The sequence below is a fragment of the uncultured Metabacillus sp. genome, from assembly GCF_947503125.1.
Taxonomy (GTDB): domain Bacteria; phylum Bacillota; class Bacilli; order Bacillales; family Bacillaceae; genus Metabacillus.
In genome coordinates, this window is sequence record NZ_CANNCR010000241.1 from 1 (window position 1) to 205 (window position 205).

The window sequence follows — 205 nt, forward strand, 5'->3', positions numbered from 1 at the left end:
TAAGCTGCCGATTCTTGATGACCATAGGTATCGGAATGAGTAGAATCTAAATCAAAGATGAGTGCTTTTGAATCTCTGAACTTATGAACTTTATCGAGTAGATCTTGATTGGCCTGTTCCAATTGTTGGATAGATGTTTGATCAAACCGTTTAAAAAAGCGAGATAAACTAGGCTGGGAAGCTAACGCCGGTGTCCCTATAATTT

1 protein-coding gene is annotated in these 205 nt (G+C 38.5%); it reads right to left on the reverse strand.

Annotation, left to right across the window (positions count from 1 at the left end; all coding sequences use genetic code 11):
• Positions 1-205: transposase (locus Q1B07_RS27005; RefSeq protein WP_299095898.1), on the reverse strand; the 205-nt coding region annotated here is incomplete at both ends.